The following is a 13,161-nucleotide window of genomic DNA, read 5'->3' on the forward strand; positions in this document are numbered from 1 at the left end:
GCAGATTAGAGCCGCGCCATCACCGGAACAATCGACTTTTTCGAAACGAGGCTTTGAGTTTTTGTTAAGAGGTGCCGCTAGTCTGGACGAGCGAGATCAACCAGTCGCGGAAGGTCGTCAAGGCTGCGGAAGGACGGCGGGTGGCGGCCCACGCGAAGTAATAGGTATACGCGCCACGGTCGAGCTCGAAGCGAAATGGCGCGACCAACTGGCCGCTGTCGAGTTCGGCCCGGACCAGCGCTTTTTGCGCGATTGCCACGCCATGACCTTCGATTGCGGCCTGATACGCCAGCAGTGAGGTTTCATAGCGCATTTCGCGACGGCGCCCATCGAGCGGGAAGCCCGCCGCCTTCATCCACAGCGCCCAGTCGTCGGCGCGCGCGAGCGAATGCAGGAGCGTCTCGCCTTGCAACCTGCCGCGCGCGCGGGTCTTGCGCGATGGCGCGGCGACGGGCACGAGTTCATTGGGAATGAGCCTTTGTGCGGAAAGACCGGGCCACTTGCCGTCGCCGAGCTGGATGCCGCCGTCTATATCCTCACGCTCGAAATTGAGCGGTGCCGACGACGTGGTGAGTTGGACATCGACGTCCTCATGCTGGCGATGAAAACTGGCGAGCCGCGGTATGAGCCAGCGCACCGCGAACGTCGCGGGGCATCGAATCTTGAGCACCTGCGAGCGCCGCCCTGCCCCGCGAATACCGTCGGTTGCCTGGCGCAGTCCCTCGAAAAACGGCATGAGTTCGGCGAGATAGCGCGCGCCCGCGGAAGTCAGTTCGAGCCTGCCCTTGACGCGCTCGAACATTTCCACGCCAAGAAAGCCTTCCAGCGCTTTTACTTGCCGGCTGACGGCCGCCGGTGTCACGGCGAGTTCGTTCGCCGCTTTCGATACGCTCAGAAGACGTCCGGTAGCTTCGAAAGCGCGTATCGAATTCAGAGAAGGCAGCAGCGCGGGACGGTCCATGAACTTCTGCGTGATTTACGGAGGTTCTAATACTGACGTAAAAGCGCGGCTAATGCACTCCGTCTGCGGCGGTACTTCAAGTGGCTAATGCAACCTCGTTTTAACTTCTTGATGATGTAATCGGGATATTCGTCGCGCCGGATGAACACGGTATCAATAACTCGTCTTCTTCTTTGGATGAAACGCCTCAAGCAGCGGCGATCTATAGCTAGCTTTTATTTGGTGATAACCGTCTCGCGGCATACGCGTTCCATGCCGACTCTTAGAAAGCGAGTCGCCACGCTTCTTATGTTCGGGAGATTGGCAGCCGGTTGGGTACGTCGTTTGCGCCATGGCTCCTGCAAGACGACACTAAACACTTTCCTGGAGTTAAAGATGGCAACGACGGACTCGAATCGCGCTGGCGAAAAGAACCTGACCACCCCGACCGACCTTGGCAACGACGCCCGCACGGAGGTATCCGCAGGATTGACCCAACTTCTCGCGGACGTCTTCTCCTTGTTCGTCAAAACGAAGAACTTCCATTGGCATGTAAGCGGCCCGCACTTTCGCGATTACCACCTTTTGCTCGACGATCAAGCCGCCTTGGTCTTCGCAATGATCGATCCGGTCGGAGAACGCGCTCGTAAGCTGGGCGGAACGACCTTGCGCTCGATTGGGCAAATCGCCTCGCTCAAACGACTAGGTGACAACGATGAGGCGTTCGTCGCGCCCGAAGCGATGCTGGATGAATTGCGCCAAGATAACGAACTGCTGATCAAATTCATGCGTGAACTCCACGAACTTTGCGACGACAAGGATGACGTGGCAACGGCGAGCCTGCTCGAGAACTGGATCGATCAGACCGAAGAACGGGTGTGGTTTCTCTTCGAAACGACTCGTCATACGCGCTGAGTCCTTGGGGAAAAGCACGGTCGCACGTGCCGGCGCACGGTGCGACAGGGCATGGACGCGACCGTTAGCCTGTTTCCGCCTGGCTTCGTTCACTTATCCGGATGGGTTGCAAGCTCGCTCATGTGAGCCAGCATATTGGCGGGGTCGACGAATACGTGCAAGGCCCCTGCCCGCTGCAGCTCGGCCTCGCCCACACCGCCCGACTGCAGCCCTATTCCGTAGGCATGGCAACGGCGCGCGCCAAGCAAGTCCCAAGTGCTGTCTCCGACGACATAGCTGTATTCGATTGCAACACCTAGCTGCTTGGCTGCGGCCATGAACACATCCGGCTCCGGCTTACCATGCTCGACTTCGCTGCTGGTTGCAACTACGGCCGTTTTGGCATCGATGCCCAGCTTTTCGAGGTTTGCCGCAGTTGCTTCCGGGCTTCCGCTGGTCGCGATGGCCCACGGTATATCGGCCTTGGTCAAGGCTGCAAGCAACGCCTGCGCACCCGGCAAAGGCAAGATCTGCGGTGAAAGTTCCTTCAACAGTTCGCCCTGCCGACGCTTTACGCGATCAATGCAGTCCGCCGAGGTTTCGCCAGCGATCTCCCGAAAAATCTGCGCTGCGAACAGTTCGCTACTCATCCCGATTTTTCGATGGATTCTCGATCCAGGCAGCGCAAGGCCCTCGCTCGCAAGCGCTTCGGTCCAGGCGGAGACGTGTTGGTAGACGCTGTCGACGAGCGTTCCATCGAGATCGAAGATAAAGGCCGTTTTCATCGTTTATTCCTGAAGCATGCCGGTTGACTGAAAAGCTACTTGGATATGCGAACGCGTGACGGGCTGCGCCTCTCCTTCCTTCCTGTCGAGATCCGACATGACCCGCGCACGCGGGCGGGCGCTTGCAGTTTGCCGATGTTGACTAGCGTCGGAGTGTGAGTTAAGCCGTTTTCCCGGATGCTAGATGTTCGGCATCCTTAGGTCCAACCCCAAAGGCTCACGCTTGCCAGGGGTCTTCCCTAACGCTGCGCACGATGGATGCCTGAGCATGCGTCACAACTGCTATCCACTCCGATTTGCTTGGTGCGCCGCTAAAAATTCGGCATTCATTCGCCTTGAGGTTGCGCATGACGGTCGCTTTCACTGACAATCACCAAGCCACTCGTTCGGGACGCGTCCGGACCGTCGATCGAAAAGTTATTCAGGAGATCGAGGTTTGACCCCAGAATACACACTGCCGCGATAGCGTCCGGCATACCGCCTTCAATAAGACTGTTCGAGCAGACTGATCTCGTCGAGGAATGACATGGCCCCGAATTCGCAGCGAACGCCGGCGTCGGTATCGTCGAAGCTGGTTGCACAACGTCTGCGCAAGCAACAGGAGCTGGCAGTTGCGTTTGGCGCCACGGCTTTCGGGTTGCTTCACTTCCCTAAGGTTCTCGACGAGGCATGCCGGGTCCTGTCCGAGGGAATGAATGCGAAGCATACAAAAGTGCTGCGCTACGTCGCCTCAAATCACACGCTCATCATGACGGCGGGTATTGGATGGGACGACGAGGATTGGCTCATTCCAGTGGAAGCGGAAGCGAGTAATCCTGCTGGGGCGGCGTTCCTCACGCGCCGCATCGTCGTAAGCGGCGACATCGACGTGGACAAGCGATTCAACGTTCCTCCAATCATGGCCCGGCATGGACTCAAAAGCGCGATCAATGTCCCGATTCAAGGTATGGGAGAGCCGTTCGGCATTCTCGAGGTGGATAGCACGCATAGCCATGCTTTTGCCGATGTCGACGCGGTGTTCATTTCGGCTATCGCCAACATCATTTCCTTCTGCCGGGAACAGAGCCTGGCCGAGGACGGACTCGGCGCGGCACAACGCTTTTCGCCTCAACTCGTGGGTGCGAGTTCCGACTGCGTGTTGCTGGTGACGACGGACGGAAAGATCGAATTTGCCAACGAGGCCTGTCAATCCGCGTTTGCATTCAAGGAAGGCTCCAACCTCGTCGGGGCTGCTCACACCGCGTTATGGCACGACGATGACCAAGCACGCATTGCACAGGCCGTTCGCGCAGCCATTGCAGGGAAGTCCACGCACGTCGATGGGCGCAGCGCGTCTGCCATCATCGGCGACGAGCAGTCGTGGGATGTATCCATTTCCCCCGTGCTCAATGAGCACGGCGCCATTACCGGCGCGTTGATGGTGCTGCGGAACATCACGGAATGGCGCTCGCATGAAGACGCGCTCGTCAAGATGGTCTCATCGCAGGAAGCCAGGCTGGAAGACTCGGCTCTGGCAATCAAGGAAGTGCATCATCGCGTCCGCAATAGTCTCCAGTTGGTGCAGACTCTTCTCTCGCTGCAGGCAAGTTTGGCAGCAGACGCAACCGTCAAGCATCAGCTCCAGGCAGCGGCCACGCGAGTGGATTGCATTGGATCGGTACATGAGCGTTTGTATTCGACGGATAACGCCTTGAAAACCGATGCGCAGGATTATCTAAGCGGCGTGGTCGATCACATAACCGCATTAGACCCAGGCAGATCGATCTCGGTCGATGCGAGAGGCGTCTCATTGAGCGAGACGCAGATGACCACATTGGGACTCGTCGTGGCTGAAATGACGATGAACGCGTTGAAGTACGGTCGTGGGCATATTCATGTGGGCCTGACGGACGAGACGGGTAATCTGACGTTAGTGGTCGAGGATGAAGGCAACGGCTTTCCGGAGCATTTTCCTACGCCTAGCGGGACCGGTCTCGGAATGCGCTTGATTCAGCGGTTTAGTGGCGCGTCTGGAGGCAGCGTCCGGGTCGACAGGTCGGTTTCGTTTAGTCGACTGGTTGTAACGTTCACCAAGAGGTGATGGGCGACAGGCCAGCGATGGATCGAGAGCGTAACGCTGCTCTTAGCGATGGTATGAAATTCCTCATCGGCCGTCGATTGTCACAGCGAACGCGGGATGCTACATCAGCGCACCGCCAACGACGCTCGCAGGCAGCGCCGTGGTCCCTGACATGCTAGCTTGCATGCCATGACAACGCAATTGTCCGAGCTTTCCTGACGTGCATTGTTTGGTCGCGCACAGAGTCCTGAACCCGCACGCGTAATATTCCGTAAGCATCTATTTAGCGCGGAGCCGATTGGACGAATGCCGTATTGCGGATTCGGTCCACTACGCGCGAGATTCAATAAAACAAAGCGAGCATGCCCGCAGTCCACCGACTGTGAGTGTACGTGCGCGTATAAAGATTTCACCGGGGGTGTCGCTGTTTCATGACACGTCACTAAACTATAAGAACTCATTCTGACCAAATGCAATCGTCAATTCTTGCCAAGCCTCCCAACGCGGACGAGACAAGACTTTCTGCGCCAGATAAGTCCATTAACGAATCGACACTCCGTGGATTGGCAGGTAAAGATCGACAAAGCTCCAAGCCGTCCGCTTTGCCAGAAAGAAAAGCGAGATCAGAAAGCGCCGCCCTCGCTCCTCGATCAGTCTTTCATGAACCGTGGTGGCTCGATATTGCAACCGATGGCAATTGGCGGTCAGCCAAAGTCCGGCGCGGCGACGAAATTGTCGGCGAGATGCCGTACTCGCTAAGCCGCAAAGGACTCTGGCGCACCTCGCAAATGCCACCGCTCACACGGACGCTCGGACCGGCTTTCAAGATCAATGAAGCCGATAAGACGCGCGCGATGCTGGATCGCATCAGCATCACGGAAGAACTGATCGGGCAGATTCCCGACGTCCACAGCTTCTATCAGATCTTCGACCCGCGCGTGGAAGATGCCCTTGCGTTCGGCCTGAATGGCTTTACCGTGTCGACGCGATACACGCTGCAGTTCTCCGCCGATCGCTCCATCGAGGAACTCTGGAAAGGTCTGCATTACAAGACTCGCAATATGATTCGTACCGGTCAGAAGTTCGTGACCGTGAAGCCACTCGAACCTGCGCAATTCAACCGGTTCTACGAAAGCAACCTCGAAGCACGCAGTCGTTCGAATGTCTATGGATCGAGCGTGATGCAACGACTCGTCGATGCTTTCGTCGAGCGCGGCGCGGGATATCTGCTTGGCGCCTTCGACACGACCGGCGCGCTCGTCGCCGCGATAGGCGTCACCTTCGACAATCATGCCGCGTATTACATGCTGTCTTCGCGCACGCGGGATGCTCATGGCGGTGCGATCAGCGTGCTCGTCTGGCAGGCTATCGAAGACGCCATGAAACGACAGTTGACCTTCGACTTCGACGGCATTCCCAACGCAAGCACGTTCCGCTTTCTTAGCGGGTTCAAACCCGTGCTCAAGCCGCGCATCGTGATCGAGCGGCATAGTCCCGTCTGGTCGATGGCCAAGGCAGGCCGCCGTCTGATTCGCCCGAGAAAATCGGACTGGTTCGTCTCGACGGTTTGACTGAACGCCAGGGGTGCGCTCGAGCATTTCATAGAGAACGGGGTCTGTGTTTTCCGCAAGGAAGCACATGGCAGCGGTAAATCCAAAATAACAATTCGGCCAACGTTATGCAGCGACTGAACGGCAATGCAACACGCCAGCAGACTGGCATCAGCATCATCAGCGATCCGGAAAACTTTCTTGCACTCCGCGACGAATGGAACTCGCTATGGTCCCGTATAGGCGGACATCATTACCAGTCATTCGACGTTTGCTGGCTCTGCTGGACGCGAGTAGCCAAGCCGCGTGGCGGTAGCTTGCATTGCATCGTATATCGGGAGCGCGGAGAACTCGTGCTCGTCTGGCCTCTGGTGCGCCGTCGACGCTCGCTCTGGACGATCCTCGAGCCGCTGGCATCGGGAACGGCCGACCATACGAGCATCCTCGCACCGACCGGATCGGAAGCGGCTATCGAAGCTGCGTGGCAGGCCGCCAGCAAGGGAAGCAGCATCGATCTGTTCTCGATTCCCTACGTGAGCAAAGGCACGCGGCTCGACCGTCTTGCGTCGGGGCACGGCGGTCTCGTCGTAGCCAGACAGGACATCTCGGCTCTGGCGCTCCTGCGCCAGGAACCCGACTGGACGGCGTATTGCAAAACGCTCTCTACGTTGTCGAAGAAAAAGCCCGGCGCGCTGGAGCGCCGCTTCATGAAAGAGGGTGCGCTCGAAATCAAGGTGCTCGACGCTCGGGATGTGAGCGAGCATCGCAAATGGGTCGATTGGATGCTTGCGCAAAAGCGGCAATGGGCCGAACGAAACGGCAAGGACGGCCCGTGGCTGCAATCGGAGGGATACCGCGACTATCTGGTCGATCTGCTCGATGGAAGCCGTGGGAAGTCGTTGGCATTGATGTTCGTGATGACCCTCGACAATGTACCGGTGTGCGCCAACATGGTCGGACTGGCGCTGACTTGCGCAAGTGGTCTGATCGCGGGTTTCGATCCGAGCTTCTCCAAGTTCTCGCCCGGCGCCATCATGATGGAGCGCTGCGTCAAGTGGGCATGGGAGAACCAGATGGATCTCGATTTCGGCGTCGGATCGGAACCCTTCAAGGCTTACTGGAGTCGCGGCAACGTTCTTCAGAACACGAGTTTCGAACTCGCGCTCTCCCCGTGGGGACGAGTCGCTTTCCTTGCGAAAGATTGCTTGAAGAAGCTTGCCGAGTGGAAGGCGTCGCGAGCGAATGGCAGCGAGGCGCAAGGATCGGTTCAGCCAGCCGATGCCGACTTGGCAAAGTTTCCGTCCTCGCTGCCGGGGAAAAGCGTTGCAGGTCTCACGCGCTCGCGAATGAGTGCGTAGTGAGCTAGCGCGATCGCGCTAGCTCACCGGCTGCGAGCGCGCAGCGCTCGTCAGTGCTCGCAAAATTCTCTCAGCGCCGCGACGAGCAATTCGGGTTGTTCCTCGGCGAGAAAATGTCCGCACTTGGGCAGCGAACCGCCGCGCACGTTGTCGGCGACGGCGCTCATTCGGCTGACCATGTGCGGGCCCCAACGCTTCTCGCCGCCCAACGCGAGAACCGGGACGCTTGCCGGCAACCGCGCCGCCGCGCGGTTATCCATGACATCCTGAGGGAATTGCCGATACATCTCCATCGCCGCCCGGAACGCGCCGGGATGCATATAGGCACGCACATATTCGTCCATGTCGCGTGCCGATATGGCAGCGGGGTTATCGGTTCGATCGTTGATGAATGCGCTGATATAAATACGCTCACGGCCACCGCAAATCAGGGCTTCCGGCAGGAACGGCTTCTGATGAAACGAGAAGTGAAAGAGCAAGGGACTCGATGCGATCTCATCCCAATCGCCGATGCCCGGAATGGACGCGTCGAGCACGGTGAGCGAACGCACGGGAAACTGCCATGCGAAGGCGTAAGCGACCATCGCGCCGATATCGTGACCGACGACATGGGGCGGCTCGTCGCCGAATTTCCTCACCAGACCGAAGAGGTCTGCCGCGAGTTGCTTTTTCGTGTAGCCCGCTTCCGTCTTGTCCGAGAAGCCCACGCCTCGAAGATCAGGGACGATCAAAGTAAAGTCTTCGCCGAGCGGCAGGAGCACGCGGCTCCATTCCCACCAGTTCTGCGGGAAGCCATGGATCAGAAGCATGATTGGCGCTGTACCAACGGGCCTTCCGCCGGTCACGTAATGCAGTTTCACGTCTCCGACAACGTCTGCGTCATGCCGGAATCCGTCGGGGAGAACGTCTGGGGAGAATTGTCCTTCTGAAAACATCTGCATACTCCGGATCGAGTTATTGCATCAATTGAGAAGCGAACGCTTAAGCCTTAGCCAATTGCCGCGCCGATGATTTCCGCAAGCTGCGCGGGTTGCGAGAAGAATGGTGAGTGGCTGGTCTCGATGGTCACGACCTCGGCGCCCGGCACGTCGGCTTGCATCAGCCGTTGTTGCGCGATTGGAAGAGCGAGGTCCTTCGTGCATTCGATGAAGACTCGCGGAATCGATCCATAACGCTCCTTCGTCGTGTCGATCCGCGCAGCGTAAGGCGCCGTGGCATTGATGCGGGCAACGTTGGCCGCGGCCACGGCCACGTCCCGATCGCTGCAATCACCATAGAACGACGACCGCACTCTACGAACGTCATCGACGTTCAACGCTACGCCCTTGCCATCAGGCGTTGCATTCACAATCTCGAAGAGCGCTTTGACCGAAGGATCGTTCGTATAGCCTTCAGATAGAAGGTAATCATTCGCCGATTTACCCGGCGGCGTCATGAACGCGGCAAGGTAGATGAGCTTGCTGATCTTCTCCGGATATTTCTCGGCAAGATAAGTGAGCGACACGCCCCCCATGCTATGTCCTAGCAACACAAAAGGCTCGTGCGCGCTTTCGAGCAACGCGGCAACGGACGCCGTGTAGTCGGCCATGTCTTCGACTTGATCGTAGGTTGCGGGATCGAATCCGTGCGATTTCAAGTCCGGGTGGATGATGCAGTGTCCGCGCGCTGCAAGCAACGTGGCCACCTTCTGAAAACAACCGCCCCAATGCCATGCGCCGTGTATCAACACGATGGTTTGCTTCATATGCGCGCTCCTGGGAATGTGTTTAATCGCGAGTGATGTCGATGCACGCTGGTCTACAAGCGATTCATATGCATCCCGGCGTCGAGCTCGAAGGCACTTCCCGTCGAGAAGGCGAACGTTCCGATGGCAAGCGTCGCGACCGCGCGTCCGATGTCGTCGGGCGTGCCCCATCGGCGAATCGGCGTAAGTCCATCACGTATGCGTTCGTCGAAACTGGCCGCCGAAACCGACGTCATGTCGGTGCGAATGATGCCGGGACGAATCTCGTGAACCGCGATGCCATGCTCGGCAAGACGCGTGGCGAAGAGCTTGACCATCATCGAGACGCCCGCTTTGGAGATGCAATATTCGCCACGGTTAATGCTGACGGTTTCCGCGCTCGTCGATGAAATGCACACGATGGATCGATACAAACTCGAATCAGGCTCATTCAGCATTCGACGCGCAATCCGCTGCGTCAGAAAGAAGGGACCGCGCAGGTTGATGTCGAGATTGCGATCGTAGCTTTCGACCGAGACATCGAGCAGGTCACCGCGCGAAAGCACGGACACGCCAGCATTATTGACGAGCGTGTCGATGCGTCCGAACGCGGACCACGCGCGCTCAGCGAGGTCGTCCTGCTCGTTCAGCTCGGCGATATCGCCTAGCGCCATCGCCCATTTGCGGCCTCTTGCTTCGACTCCCGCGATGGTTTCCTGCATGGCGTCGTCATCGCACAGATCGTTGATGACGATGTCGAATCCGGCATCCGCGAGATGCCAGACAATGCCTCGGCCAATGCCTCTTCGACCGCCTGTGACCATCGCGACTGGCGCGTTACGCTTCATGCAATCTCCCTGGCTGGTTCATGTTGTTCGTCGACCATCGGTTTCGAATGCTAATCTCGTCCGGTGCTTCGAACCTATCGATCGGATAAAGACAATGTCAGACATCGACGTCAAGCTGCTCACCGTCTTCGCGGAGACCTACAAGACGGGCAGCGTCTCGCAGACGGCAGTCAACCTCGGTCTCTCGCAACCGACCATCTCGTTCAATCTTTCTAAGCTGCGCGAGCACTATCGCGATCCACTCTTCGTGCGTTTCCCTCATGGGATGGAACCCACGCCATTTGCCACCGACCTCTACGGACGAGTGCTCGACCTGCTTGCGTCGTTCGAGGTCGTCTCGAAGTACCAGACCCAATTCGACCCCGCACTGGCCAATCGCGACTTTCATGTGGCATTGACCGACGTTGCACAGAACGTGTTGCTGCCTCGCTGGCTCAACCGGCTACGTTCGATTGCGCCCGAGGTCAAACTGACGATAAGTCATATCGCCGACGAAACGGCTGGCTTGATGCAGACTGGCGAAGTCGAACTTGCTATCGGCTACATGCCTCAACTCAACGAAGGCTTCTATCAACAACGGCTGATGGAAGAAACGTATATCGGCATCATCGCCGCGGATCATCCAAGACTTAGCAGCCGGCCGAGTGTCGCCGAGTTCCTGGCGGAAGGACACATCGCGGTTACGCCATCGGGCACGGGTCACTCCATTCTCAACCGTGTCTTGCGAGAGATGCGTCTCACGCGAAGGGTCATGCTCGAAGTACCCAGTTACCTCGGCGTTGCTGAAATTGCGGCTCGCACCGATCTCGTCGCGATGATCCCATCACGACTTGCCGTACTCATGCTCAACGAAAAATCGATTCGATCGTTCGCGTTGCCGTTCGATCTTTCGGCTTATGTGGTGAAACAGCATTGGCATTCGCGTAACCATCACGACGCGGGGCATCGATGGCTGCGTTCCGTCGTGGCAGATCTCTTTCTCGAAGATTCGACGTCATCGTAACCTTGAGTCGAGTATCGGCAGATAGTGAAGTGGTGTCCATAAAGCCAGCTCGATAAGCCTTATCCAATCCATCGATAGGCGCGCAACGGACAGTGCGCTATCTTTGAAGAACGAACTGCCGCACGGCATCGGCGAATTCCGCAGGTCTTTCTTCCGGCACGTAATGACCGCAATCGTCGATAAGCCTCTCCGTCACGTTCGATGCCACGCGACGCAACGTGTGGGCCGATGCCGGTCCGTATCCCCATTGCGCGCCGATGGCGAGGCACGGCGTCTGAAGCGGCGAGCGTCCCCAGACCGCGTTGTCCTTTCTATCGAGCGGTAGCGTGCGGTAATAGCTGAAGGAACAGCGCAAAGCGCCGGGTCGCGCCAATGCGCGCGCATAGACTTCAATGTCGTCGCGGCTGATCGAGTCGGCATCGAACACGCCGACCGTCTCCCGATGCACGAAGTGATCGACGAACAGAAACTCGCGGCCGCTCACGAGCGACTCTGAAATATCCCCGGCCATGTTGAAGCCAAAATGCCAGCTACCGCCGCGCGAAACGTCCATGGCCTCTTCTTGCCCGAATGCCGGAAGACTGCTCTCGACGAAGACGAAGTGACTGACCGCATCCGGCCACTGAGCGGCATATGCATAGGCCACGTGCCCGCCGAGATCGTGCCCGACGATAGCCACTTGCCTCACGCCGAGCGCTTCGACCAGATCATGCAATCTGCGAGCGATGGTCTTCTTGTCGAAACCGGACTCGGGCTTCGAGGAATCGCCGAAGCCCGGAAGATCCGGCGCGATGACATCGAAGTCACGGCTCAACAGCGGCATGACGCGCCGCCATGCCCATGAGGTTTGCGGCCATCCGTGCAGCAAGAGCAGCGTCGGCCTGCCGTCGGGCGTTCCGCTACGCCGGTAAGCCAGCCGAGCATCATGCAGGCGATGGGAGCGCAGCGACGTGTTGTCATCGGTCATGGTGACGCTCCTGCGTACCGCTCAGGCTCTGCGCGGACGCGCACAGATCGTCCAGTGGCGTCGAAGAAATGATCTCCAGAACCGGGACACCGGAGAAGTCCACGTCGTTAAGAGCCTTGAGGATCTCGTCGAAGCGCACCGAGCCCAAACCCACGCGGTCGTGGCGCCATTGACTGCGTGTGCCGTCGGACAAGTGCAACTGGCCAAGGCGTGCCGCGCATTGCCTGACTGCATCGGCCTGATCTTCTCCAACGAACTCGGCGTTGGACACGTCATAGGCGATCAGGAGCCTCTCGTGCGGCAGAGCATCGAAAAAGGCGAGCATAGCGGCGGTCGTGGGAACAGGCGTTTGCGGATGAAGCTCGACGTAAAGCTTCTGATCGAGACGTTCCGCCACGCGTAGAAGCTGCTCCAGGCTATCGCGCAGCAGAAGCTCGGTGTCCTTTTTCGGCGGAGGAAAGAGCGAAGACACCCTGCCCGGCACGACGACGATTGCCCCGCAGCCCAAGTCCGAAGCGAGTTGCATCGTGTCGATGTAGAGATCGATGGAGTATTGCCTGAACGGCTCGACCCGGCTTACCAGATTCAGATCGAGCGCAGGCAGGTTCAAAGATTCGATCCGAAGGCCTTCGCTTCGCAGCGTACCGGCAAGACTCGATCTATCGGCAGCGGATAGTTCATCCGGCCAAAGATGACCGGGTACGACCAACGCATCGAAGTCGTTCAGGCCGATCTCCTGCATCTTTCGCATGGCGCCAAGCGCCGTCTCTTCCCACATGAATGAGAAGGTGCTGCCTCCAAAGGATCGCGCGAGTTTTTGCATGCCTTCCTCAAGCCGAAGTTGGAATGAACTCAATTGTGAACGTGTTTCCTTAAAGGAACAAGCAGTCTATCTTGCTGCTCATGAGATTTGGCGTCTTTTCTCCGGAAAAAACACGTGAAGCGCGAACCAATAGGACAGCAGGTACTTCGGGAAAAACCCTCGTTTGTTTCCATACAAGAACTCATGGATAAAAATCGTTGACTTCCAATTG

Annotated in this window: 12 protein-coding genes; 5 read left to right on the top strand and 7 right to left on the bottom strand. The window is 58.0% G+C overall.

The window, feature by feature from the left end; all coding sequences use genetic code 11:
• Window positions 1-64: 64 nt before the first annotated feature.
• Complete coding sequence (locus tag LDZ28_RS21420) at window positions 65-961, bottom strand: LysR substrate-binding domain-containing protein (RefSeq protein WP_244830483.1); 897 nt, start codon at window positions 959-961, stop codon at window positions 65-67.
• A 375-nt stretch (window positions 962-1,336) separates the two neighbouring features.
• Between LDZ28_RS21420 and LDZ28_RS21425 the strand changes: the two genes are divergently transcribed.
• The gene (locus LDZ28_RS21425) at window positions 1,337-1,855 is read left to right on the top strand and encodes a Dps family protein (protein WP_244830484.1); all 519 of its coding nucleotides are present in this window, start codon (window positions 1,337-1,339) and stop codon (window positions 1,853-1,855) included.
• 89 nt (window positions 1,856-1,944) lie between these two features.
• On the opposite strand, the gene LDZ28_RS21430 is transcribed toward LDZ28_RS21425, so the two are convergent.
• Window positions 1,945-2,619 carry an HAD family hydrolase gene (locus tag LDZ28_RS21430; RefSeq protein ID WP_244830485.1) on the bottom strand — a complete coding sequence of 225 codons (675 nt, stop codon included), beginning with the start codon at window positions 2,617-2,619 and terminating at the stop codon, window positions 1,945-1,947.
• Window positions 2,620-3,145: 526 nt separating this feature from the next.
• On the opposite strand from LDZ28_RS21430, the gene LDZ28_RS21435 reads away from it, so the two are divergent.
• The 3 genes from LDZ28_RS21435 to LDZ28_RS21445 all read left to right on the top strand — a co-directional run bounded on the left by LDZ28_RS21435 (window position 3,146) and on the right by LDZ28_RS21445 (window position 7,586).
• Complete coding sequence (locus LDZ28_RS21435) at window positions 3,146-4,699, top strand: sensor histidine kinase (protein WP_244830486.1); 1,554 nt, start codon at window positions 3,146-3,148, stop codon at window positions 4,697-4,699.
• 767 nt (window positions 4,700-5,466) lie between these two features.
• Window positions 5,467-6,249 carry a GNAT family N-acetyltransferase gene (locus tag LDZ28_RS21440; RefSeq protein ID WP_244830489.1) on the top strand — a complete coding sequence of 261 codons (783 nt, stop codon included), beginning with the start codon at window positions 5,467-5,469 and terminating at the stop codon, window positions 6,247-6,249.
• A gap of 107 nt (window positions 6,250-6,356) precedes the next feature.
• On the top strand, window positions 6,357-7,586 hold the full coding sequence (locus LDZ28_RS21445) for a GNAT family N-acetyltransferase (protein ID WP_244830490.1): 1,230 nt from the start codon (window positions 6,357-6,359) through the stop codon (window positions 7,584-7,586).
• Between the two features lie 50 nt (window positions 7,587-7,636).
• On the opposite strand, the gene LDZ28_RS21450 is transcribed toward LDZ28_RS21445, so the two are convergent.
• From LDZ28_RS21450 to LDZ28_RS21460, 3 genes are all read right to left on the bottom strand, one after another.
• On the bottom strand, window positions 7,637-8,395 hold the full coding sequence (locus tag LDZ28_RS21450) for an alpha/beta fold hydrolase (protein ID WP_244830491.1): 759 nt from the start codon (window positions 8,393-8,395) through the stop codon (window positions 7,637-7,639).
• Window positions 8,396-8,574: 179 nt separating this feature from the next.
• Entirely contained in the window at window positions 8,575-9,330 is a 756-nt protein-coding gene (locus LDZ28_RS21455; protein WP_244830492.1) for an alpha/beta fold hydrolase, read from the bottom strand.
• Window positions 9,331-9,383: 53 nt separating this feature from the next.
• The gene (locus tag LDZ28_RS21460) at window positions 9,384-10,157 is read right to left on the bottom strand and encodes a 3-ketoacyl-ACP reductase (RefSeq protein ID WP_244830493.1); all 774 of its coding nucleotides are present in this window, start codon (window positions 10,155-10,157) and stop codon (window positions 9,384-9,386) included.
• Between the two features lie 94 nt (window positions 10,158-10,251).
• Between LDZ28_RS21460 and LDZ28_RS21465 the strand changes: the two genes are divergently transcribed.
• Window positions 10,252-11,160, top strand: coding sequence for a LysR family transcriptional regulator (locus LDZ28_RS21465; RefSeq protein WP_244830495.1), 909 nt, complete (start codon window positions 10,252-10,254; stop codon window positions 11,158-11,160).
• Between the two features lie 97 nt (window positions 11,161-11,257).
• Here the strand turns inward: LDZ28_RS21465 and LDZ28_RS21470 are convergent, their stop codons facing one another.
• The gene (locus LDZ28_RS21470) at window positions 11,258-12,127 is read right to left on the bottom strand and encodes an alpha/beta fold hydrolase (protein WP_244830496.1); all 870 of its coding nucleotides are present in this window, start codon (window positions 12,125-12,127) and stop codon (window positions 11,258-11,260) included.
• Window positions 12,117-12,878: a sugar phosphate isomerase/epimerase gene (locus LDZ28_RS21475; RefSeq protein WP_244830497.1), complete on the bottom strand. Its 762-nt coding sequence runs from the start codon at window positions 12,876-12,878 to the stop codon at window positions 12,117-12,119. Before LDZ28_RS21475 ends, LDZ28_RS21470 begins: the two co-directional genes overlap by 11 nt.
• Between the last annotated feature and the right edge of the window lie 283 nt (window positions 12,879-13,161).

It is taken from the genome of Caballeronia sp. TF1N1 (genome assembly GCF_022878925.1).
Taxonomy (GTDB): Bacteria; Pseudomonadota; Gammaproteobacteria; order Burkholderiales; family Burkholderiaceae; genus Caballeronia.

Coding starts and splice junctions, on each gene's coding strand:
- LDZ28_RS21420 (WP_244830483.1), bottom strand. CDS start 961: ATGGACCGTCCCGCGCTGCTGCCTTCTCTGAATTCGATACGCGCTTTC.
- LDZ28_RS21425 (WP_244830484.1), top strand. CDS start 1,337: ATGGCAACGACGGACTCGAATCGCGCTGGCGAAAAGAACCTGACCACC.
- LDZ28_RS21430 (WP_244830485.1), bottom strand. CDS start 2,619: ATGAAAACGGCCTTTATCTTCGATCTCGATGGAACGCTCGTCGACAGC.
- LDZ28_RS21435 (WP_244830486.1), top strand. CDS start 3,146: ATGGCCCCGAATTCGCAGCGAACGCCGGCGTCGGTATCGTCGAAGCTG.
- LDZ28_RS21440 (WP_244830489.1), top strand. CDS start 5,467: ATGCCACCGCTCACACGGACGCTCGGACCGGCTTTCAAGATCAATGAA.
- LDZ28_RS21445 (WP_244830490.1), top strand. CDS start 6,357: ATGCAGCGACTGAACGGCAATGCAACACGCCAGCAGACTGGCATCAGC.
- LDZ28_RS21450 (WP_244830491.1), bottom strand. CDS start 8,395: ATGCTTCTGATCCATGGCTTCCCGCAGAACTGGTGGGAATGGAGCCGC.
- LDZ28_RS21455 (WP_244830492.1), bottom strand. CDS start 9,330: ATGAAGCAAACCATCGTGTTGATACACGGCGCATGGCATTGGGGCGGT.
- LDZ28_RS21460 (WP_244830493.1), bottom strand. CDS start 10,157: ATGAAGCGTAACGCGCCAGTCGCGATGGTCACAGGCGGTCGAAGAGGC.
- LDZ28_RS21465 (WP_244830495.1), top strand. CDS start 10,252: ATGTCAGACATCGACGTCAAGCTGCTCACCGTCTTCGCGGAGACCTAC.
- LDZ28_RS21470 (WP_244830496.1), bottom strand. CDS start 12,127: ATGACCGATGACAACACGTCGCTGCGCTCCCATCGCCTGCATGATGCT.
- LDZ28_RS21475 (WP_244830497.1), bottom strand. CDS start 12,878: ATGCGAAAGATGCAGGAGATCGGCCTGAACGACTTCGATGCGTTGGTC.